Source organism: Micromonospora sp. WMMB482 (assembly GCF_019038635.1).
Taxonomy (GTDB): domain Bacteria; phylum Actinomycetota; class Actinomycetes; order Mycobacteriales; family Micromonosporaceae; genus Micromonospora; species Micromonospora marina.
The window spans coordinates 1-6,646 of sequence record NZ_JAHOPD010000032.1 but is presented as its reverse complement, the minus strand read 5'-3'; the positions used below and the strand labels follow the sequence as shown (position 1 = coordinate 6,646).

The 6,646-nt window shown below is 73.8% G+C and carries 3 protein-coding genes and 8 pseudogenes; 2 read left to right on the top strand and 9 right to left on the bottom strand.

The genetic code is table 11. The features are described from left to right. Positions 1 to 122: 122 nt before the first annotated feature. From KSK32_RS33985 to KSK32_RS33970, 4 genes and pseudogenes are all read right to left on the bottom strand, one after another. Positions 123 to 274, bottom strand: a pseudogene (locus tag KSK32_RS33985) (glutamate synthase central domain-containing protein). A gap of 17 nt (positions 275 to 291) precedes the next feature. Next, positions 292 to 1,181, bottom strand: a pseudogene (locus KSK32_RS33980) (glutamate synthase subunit alpha); the annotation flags it as partial. Beyond that, on the bottom strand, positions 1,076 to 1,462 hold the full coding sequence (locus KSK32_RS33975; protein ID WP_308163838.1) for a hypothetical protein: 387 nt from the start codon (positions 1,460 to 1,462) through the stop codon (positions 1,076 to 1,078). The pseudogene KSK32_RS33980 and the gene KSK32_RS33975, both read right to left, overlap by 106 nt. Positions 1,463 to 1,592: 130 nt before the next feature. Next, a pseudogene (locus tag KSK32_RS33970) lies at positions 1,593 to 1,664 on the bottom strand (hypothetical protein); the annotation flags it as partial. A 240-nt stretch (positions 1,665 to 1,904) separates the two neighbouring features. Between KSK32_RS33970 and KSK32_RS32705 the strand changes: the two are divergent. Continuing rightward, positions 1,905 to 2,746, top strand: a pseudogene (locus tag KSK32_RS32705) (GNAT family N-acetyltransferase). A gap of 109 nt (positions 2,747 to 2,855) precedes the next feature. Here the strand turns inward: KSK32_RS32705 and KSK32_RS34405 are convergent. Further along, positions 2,856 to 3,811, bottom strand: a pseudogene (locus KSK32_RS34405) (FAD-dependent monooxygenase); the annotation flags it as partial. A gap of 4 nt (positions 3,812 to 3,815) precedes the next feature. On the opposite strand from KSK32_RS34405, the pseudogene KSK32_RS32695 reads away from it, so the two are divergent. Continuing rightward, positions 3,816 to 4,204 (top strand): annotated as a pseudogene (locus KSK32_RS32695) (long-chain fatty acid--CoA ligase); the annotation flags it as partial. A gap of 70 nt (positions 4,205 to 4,274) precedes the next feature. On the opposite strand, the gene KSK32_RS33960 reads toward KSK32_RS32695, so the two are convergent. The 4 genes and pseudogenes from KSK32_RS33960 to KSK32_RS32685 form a co-directional block, all read right to left on the bottom strand. Continuing rightward, complete coding sequence (locus tag KSK32_RS33960) at positions 4,275 to 4,505, bottom strand: hypothetical protein (RefSeq protein WP_254188943.1); 231 nt, start codon at positions 4,503 to 4,505, stop codon at positions 4,275 to 4,277. After that, positions 4,430 to 5,335, bottom strand: a complete 906-nt coding sequence (locus KSK32_RS32690) for a low temperature requirement protein A (RefSeq protein WP_308163837.1) — start codon at positions 5,333 to 5,335, stop codon at positions 4,430 to 4,432. The genes KSK32_RS33960 and KSK32_RS32690 overlap by 76 nt, the downstream gene beginning before the upstream one ends. Before the next feature lie 88 nt (positions 5,336 to 5,423). Further along, positions 5,424 to 5,546, bottom strand: a pseudogene (locus KSK32_RS34315) (low temperature requirement protein A); the annotation flags it as partial. 107 nt (positions 5,547 to 5,653) lie between these two features. Next, positions 5,654 to 6,646, bottom strand: a pseudogene (locus tag KSK32_RS32685) (PLP-dependent aminotransferase family protein); the annotation flags it as partial.

The window sequence follows — 6,646 nt, the reverse complement described above, 5'->3', positions numbered from 1 at the left end:
ATGGACAGGATCTTGGCCAGCTCGTCGTTGTCGATCACCGGGTACGGCAGCACGATCTGCCGGCAGCTCGCCGGGCCGGGTCGAGCAGGTTGCCCTCCGGCCCATGGTGGACGCCAGGCTGGTCACCAGCTCCTCCCGGATGCGTCCAGGGGGGTGGTGACCTGGGCGAACAGCTGATGGAAGTAGTCGTAGAGCAGCCGCGGCCGGGTGGACAGCGGGGCGATCGGGGTGTCGGTACCATCGAGCCGATCGGCTCCGCGCCGCTGCGGGCCATCGGGCCGAGCAGGATCTTCAGCTCCTCCTCGGTGTAGCCGAACGTCTGCTGGCGGCGGCGTACCGAGTCGTGGGTGTAGCGATGTGCTCGCGCGGCGGCAGGTCGTCCAGTTCGATCAGGCCGGCGTGCAGCCACTCCTGGTACGGCCGCTCGGCCGCCAGCTCGGTCTTGATCTCGTCGTCGGAGACGATCCGGCCGTTGACGGTGTCGACGAGGAACATCTTGCCCGGCTGGAGGCGCCCTTGGCGACCACGGTGGCCGGGTCCAGGTCGAGCACGCCCGCCTCGCTGCCCAGCACCACCAGGCCGTCGGTGGTGTGCCACCAAGCGGCCCGGGCGCAGGCCGTTGCGGTCCAGCACCGCGCCGACGATCTCGCCGTCGGTGAACGCGACCGACGCCGGGCCGTCCCACGGCTCCATCAGGCTGGCGTGGAAGCGTTAGAACGCGCGCTTGTCGGCGCGCATGTCCGGGTCGTTCTCCCACGCCTCGGGGATCATCATGAGCACCGCGTGCGGCAGGCTCCGCCCGGCCAGGTGCAGCAGTTCGAGCACCGCGTCGAAGTTGGCCGAGTCGGACGCGGCGGGCGTGCAGACCGGAAAGACCCGGCGGATGTTGCCGGGAATGCTCGGGCTGCGGAGCAGGGCCTCGCGGGCCTGCATCCAGTTGCGGTTGCCACGGATCGTGTTGATCTCGCCGTTGTGTGCGATGAACCGGTACGGGTGCGCCAGCGGCCAGGACGGGAACGTGTTCGTCGAGAAGCGCGAGTGCACCAGCGCGATGGCGCTGACACCCGCTCGTCGGTCAGCTCCGGGTAGAACGCCGGGAGCTGGTCCGGGGTGAGCATGCCCTTCCACACCATCGTGCGGCCCGACAGCGACGGGAAGTACGCCGGCACGCCCCGCTCGGCGGTCTCCCGCTCGACCTGCTTGCGCAGGCAGAACGCCACCCGGTCCAGTCGAGCCCGGTCAGCGGGGAGCCGGCCGGGCCGTCCGGCGAGCCGGTCAGCCGGTGCGCGGCCACGAACAGCTGCCGGACCCGGGGCATCGCCGCGAGCGCGGTCTCGCCCAGGCCGGACGGGTCGGTCGGCACCTCCCGCCAGCCGAGCACGTCGGCGCCCTCGACCAGCGCGTACTTGTCGACCACCTGGCGGGCGCGGGCCTCGGCCGCGTCGTCGTCGGGCAGGAACACCAGGCCGGTGGCGTACTGGCGGCCGGGGGCAGCGGGAAGTCGACGGTGGCGCGCAGGAACGCGTCCGGCACCTGATCATGATCCCGGCGCCGTCTCCGGTGTTGTGCTCCGCGCCCCGGGCGCCCCGGTGGTCCAGGCGGCACAGCGCCCCGAGGCCGTTCGCGACGACCTGGTGCGAGCGCCGCCCGTGCAGGTCGGCCACGAAGGCCACACCGCAGGCGTCGTGCTCGTACGCGGGGTCGTAGAGCCGGTCGCCTGTGGGGCCGGCTGCGGGCTGTGAGGGTACGGAAAGGCCACCGGGCCTCCTGTCGTCACTCAGGTTGGATCATGATGGGGACGACGTCGGCCCTCTGCGGTTTATTGAGTCTACGTTAGGGCTTCCGGCGCAAGGCCAGTTCAGATTGATCACACTTCCAGATGCTGGGACGTGTAGTCTCGCGCGGTGGATCTCGCACGCGCTGACGCACTCGACCGGTTGGAGCGGTTCTACGACGCGGTGCCCCGCGACGGGGCCCGGACCGAGGATTACGGCGCCCTGGTGCTGTTCGTCCGGGACGGGGCGGGCTGGCCGTTCTACGCCCGGCCCCGGCACGACGCCACCGAGGCGCCCACGCTCGCCGACGTGACGGCGGTCCGCGCCCGGCAGCGGGAGCTGGGCCTGCCGGAGGCGTTCGAGTGGGTGCACGAGCACCAGCCCGACCTGCTGGCGGTGGCCCGCTCCGCCGGGCTCAGCGTGCTGGAGGCGCCGCTGATGCTGCTGGAGCCGGAGCGGCTGCCCGAGCCGGGGACGTTCACCGACGTACCGGTGCGGGTGCTGGACCCCGCCGACCCCGGCTTCGCGGCGGACATCGCGCTGCGGCGGGCCGTCGCGGCGGTCGGCTTCGCCAACGGCGGCACCGCGCGCGGCGACGCCGGACCGGCCGAGCGGGACGCCGCCCTCGCCCAGCTGGACGTGGCCGCGCTGGAGGAGGAGGCGACCCGGGTCGCCGACGGGCGGCGCATCTCGGTACTCGCCGAGGCGCCCGGGGAGGGCGCGCTCGCCAGCGGGATGGCGATGCGGGTGGACGACGTGGCGGAGATCGCCGGCGTGGCCACGCTGCCGTCCGCCCGGCAGCGCGGGCTCGGCGCGGCGGTGACCGCCACCCTCGCCCGGGAGCTGCGCGCCGCGGTACCGACCTGATCTTCCTGAGCGCCGGCAGCGAGGACATCGCCCGCGTCTACCTGCGGGTCGGGTTCCGCCGGGTGGGCACCGCCTGCATCGCCGAGCCCACCGCCGTCATCTGAGCGCGGCCCGGCCCACGTGCCCCCGAGCCCGCGCCGCCGGGGCCGGGCCGCCGGGAGACCGGGCCGCCGGGAGACCGGGCCGCCGAGAGGCCGGATCGCGGCGGCACGGTCAGGACGGCGGCTGCCAGGCGGCGGCCGCCGCGGCGGCGGTGTTGCGCAGGCGCGGGCTGATCGTGCCCAGTGCGGCGTCCCGGGCGCGCAGCGCCAGCCGGCCCCGGGCCTGGAGGACCGCCGACATCCGCCGGGTCTGCCGGACCATCGTGGCCGCGCGGGGGCGGCGCAACCTGTCGTACGCGGTCACCGCGTCCGGCAGCCGCGACTCCCGCAGCAGCCCGGCCAGCGTCGCCGCGTCCTCGAACGCCAGGCAGGCGCCCTGCCCGAGGTGCGGCGGCATGGCGTGCGCGGCGTCGCCGAGCAGCACCACGCCGCCCGGGCCGGCCGGGAAGCCGTACGCCTTGGGCAGCGGGCGCAGCTCGCGGATCTCCTGCTGCACCACGTCCTCCGGGTCGGTCGCCTCCAGCAGCGTGCCGATCGGGGCGGGCCAGCCCGCGAACCAGCGTTTGAGCAGCGCGAGCTGGATCTCCGCGGTTCCGGCGGGGCGCGCCGCGGCCGTGGCGACCCAGTAGACGCCGCCCGGCGGGACGCGCCCGCCGTGCCCCGCTCGCCGAGCGAGGCGGCCAGGAAGCGGTACCCGGCGCCGAGCGTCTCGCCGTGCACCGGCTGGTCGTCAGGCAGCTGCGGAGCCCGGTACCAGGGGATGACCGCCCGCCAGGCGGCGCACCCGGAACTGACCACCGCGGTCTCCGGGGCGAGGTGCCGGCGGATCTCGCTGTCCGTGCCGTCGGCGGCCACCACCAGGTCCGCCTCGTAGGTGTGCCGGCCGTCGCCCACCGCCGGACGCTCGCCCGACACCGCGCGTACGGTCCGCACTGTCACGCCGGTCCGCAGCTCGACCCGGTCACCCAGGCCCGCTATCAGCGCGTCGTGCAGGTCCTCCCGGTGCACCACCACCGGCATCCGCTCGGCGGGCGTGGACCGGGCCTGCACCAGCCAGTGGCCGTCCGGTACGTCACACATCGAGGGCATGTTCAAGGCGGTGTGCCCGTACACCTCGCAGGCCGTGGTGATCGGGCAGGCGCGCAACTACTGCACCATGCTCGTGACGCTGGACCGGACGCGATCAAGGGCTGGGCCGCCGGCACCCCGCTGGAGGGCAGCGACTACACCACGATCGTCACCTCGCCGCAGGCGCGGGAGATGGTCGAGGGTTACGTGGCCGAGCTGAACGCCAAGCTCAACCGCTGGGAGACGATCAAGAAGGTGACGATCCTTCCCCGCGACCTCACCATCGAGGACGGCGAGGTCACGCCGTCGCTGAAGATCAGGCGCCGCAGCGTGGAGACGAACTTCGCCTCCGAGATCGACAAGATGTACGAGGGCACGCTCGCCGAGCTGTGACCCGCACCGCCGAACGGTCGCGCCGGCCGTGCCCCACCGTCCCGGGGCACGGCCGGTCGCGTCGGCGCCGTCACAGGTGCTGCTGCCGCCAGTGGCTCTGCTCGGCCTCGGCGGCGACCTGCTCCTCCAGCGCGAGCCGGCGGACCCGGCGCCGGAGGCCGTCCTCGCGGCGCGTCTCCCAGGCGACACCGGCACCCGTGATCACCGCGAGCACACCGAGCGCGATCAGCTCCGGGACACGGAAGACGAACGGGCCGACCACGGCCAGCGCCAGCACCGCGAGCAGCAGCGGCCGGTGCACCTCGCGCAGCGCGAGCCACCAGCAGCCGGCGAGGCTGAGCAGGTACAACGCCACCCCGCCGAACAGGATCGCGCCCCAGAAGCCGCCCAGTGGCAGGCCCAGGAGGGCGACTCGGGGTCGGCGGCCTCGGCCAGCAGGTCCTTCAGGCCGAGCGCGTAGAGGATGACCCCGGCGACCATCGGCAGGTGCATGAACGTGTAGACGTCGCGGGTCATCCGGACCCGGGTGGCCTCGTCCCGGGCGTGGTGCAGCTTCTGCTCCAGCGCGAAGGCGAGCGTGTCGAAGTAGGCCCACCACAGCGCCGCGACGATCACGATGCCGAGCAGAGCCGACACCGCCACCGGGCCGGTGAGCGGCAGTCCGCGCTTGGGGCCGAGACCGAGTGCGATGATCGACTCACCGAGCGCGACGAGCACGATCAACGCGTGCCGTTCGGCCCAGTGCCCGGCCGAGACGACCACCCACCACTGACGGGCGAGCGTGACCCCGCCGACGTACTCGACGAGCAGCGCCAGCGTCCAGAGCGACAGTTGCAGCGGGATCGCGAACCGCTCGTGCGGCAGCCACGACGGCACGGTTCCGGCGATGACCAGCAGGACGGTGGCGACGGCCGGTAACGCGGCCCGCAGCAGCAGCCGGCGGCGCCGGGCCAGGTCGGCGCGGTCCACCCAGCCGAAGACCGTGAGCTGGGCCATCCGGATCACGAAGTAGCAGCCGGCGAAGATCAGCGGGCCGGGCAGCCCACCGGGAAGGTCCTCGAACGCGCTGGGCGCGCTGAGCACCAGCAGGAACGTCGCCGCCACGGTGACGACACCGACCAGCGGCAGCACACCCTGGTCGGCGCGGAAGAAGTTTGCCCATCCGGGCGAAGCCGGTCCACGACCACCAGAGCAGCGCCAGCACCAGCAGGAAGCGGTACAGGTTGGCCGGGGTGAGCTCCGATGCGGTGAGCGTGGTGACGCTCAGGAACGCGAAGACGAAGACCAGGTCGTAGAAGAGCTCCAGCCGGGTGGTGCGGGAACCCGGGGCCGCGGACCGCACGGTCCACGACCGTCGGACACCGCTTCCGTTCCCCACCCGGGCAGTGTGCGGGCGCCGGTCCGGCCGGTGCCGGGGTTCGGACCCTTTCACCACCGGATCGGGCCGGTTCAGGTGATGACGCTGGGCTCCCGCCACTGCGGGCGGCTGGTGCGGTCCAGGTCGTAGCGGACCGCCGCGAGGCGCCCGACCGCCTCCACCAGCTCGTCGGCGGGCAGGGTGAAGGGCAGCCGCAGGAAGCGTTCCAGCGTCCCGTCCAGGCCGAACCGGGTCCGGGCGCCAGCCGTACGCCGACCTCCTCGGCCGCGCGGGCCAGCGCGCTGGAGATCGGGCCGTCCAGCTCGGCCCAGAGCGTGACACCGCCGCTCGGTACCCGTACCCGCCAGTCGGGCAGCCGGTCGGCGAGCGCGGCGACCAGGACGTCCCGCTGGGTGACGAGCTGGGCCCGGCGGGCGGCCACGATGGCCGGCGCCTCGGTGAGCAGGTGCACGGCGACGAGCTGGTCGAGCACCGGGCTGGCCATGTCCACCCCGACCCGGCCGCAGCCAGCCGCTGCACCTGGGGCGCGGAGGCCCGTACCCAGCCGATCCGCAGCCCGCCCCAGTAGGGCTTGCTCATGCCGCCGATGCTGATCACCCGGGAGTGCCTGTCGAAGACGGCCACCGGTGGCGGCAGCGTGGTGTCGTCCAGCGGCAGGTCGACGAAGGACTCGTCGACCACCAGGTCGGTGCCGGCCGCGTGGGCCGCGCCGACCAGCCGCTCGCGCAGATCGGCGGCCATCAGGTGGCCGGTGGGGTTCTGGAACTCGGGGATCACGTACGCGAGCTTCGGCCGGTCTGCCGGAGGCTGCCGAGCAGGAGTTCGGCGTCCCAGCCGTCCTCGGACAGGCCGTGCGTGGCGATCCGGGCCGCCGGGCGGACAGCGCGGCCAGCGCGTTGGGGTAGGTGGGCGACTCGACGAGCACGCCGCCGCCGGGCGACAGGGCCAGCCGCAGCACCAGGTCCAGCGCGTGCTGGGTGCCGCTGGTGACCATGATCTGCTCCGGGCTGGTGGGCAGGACCGCGTCGGTGTAGGCGGGGGCCACCGCCTCGCGCAGCTCGATG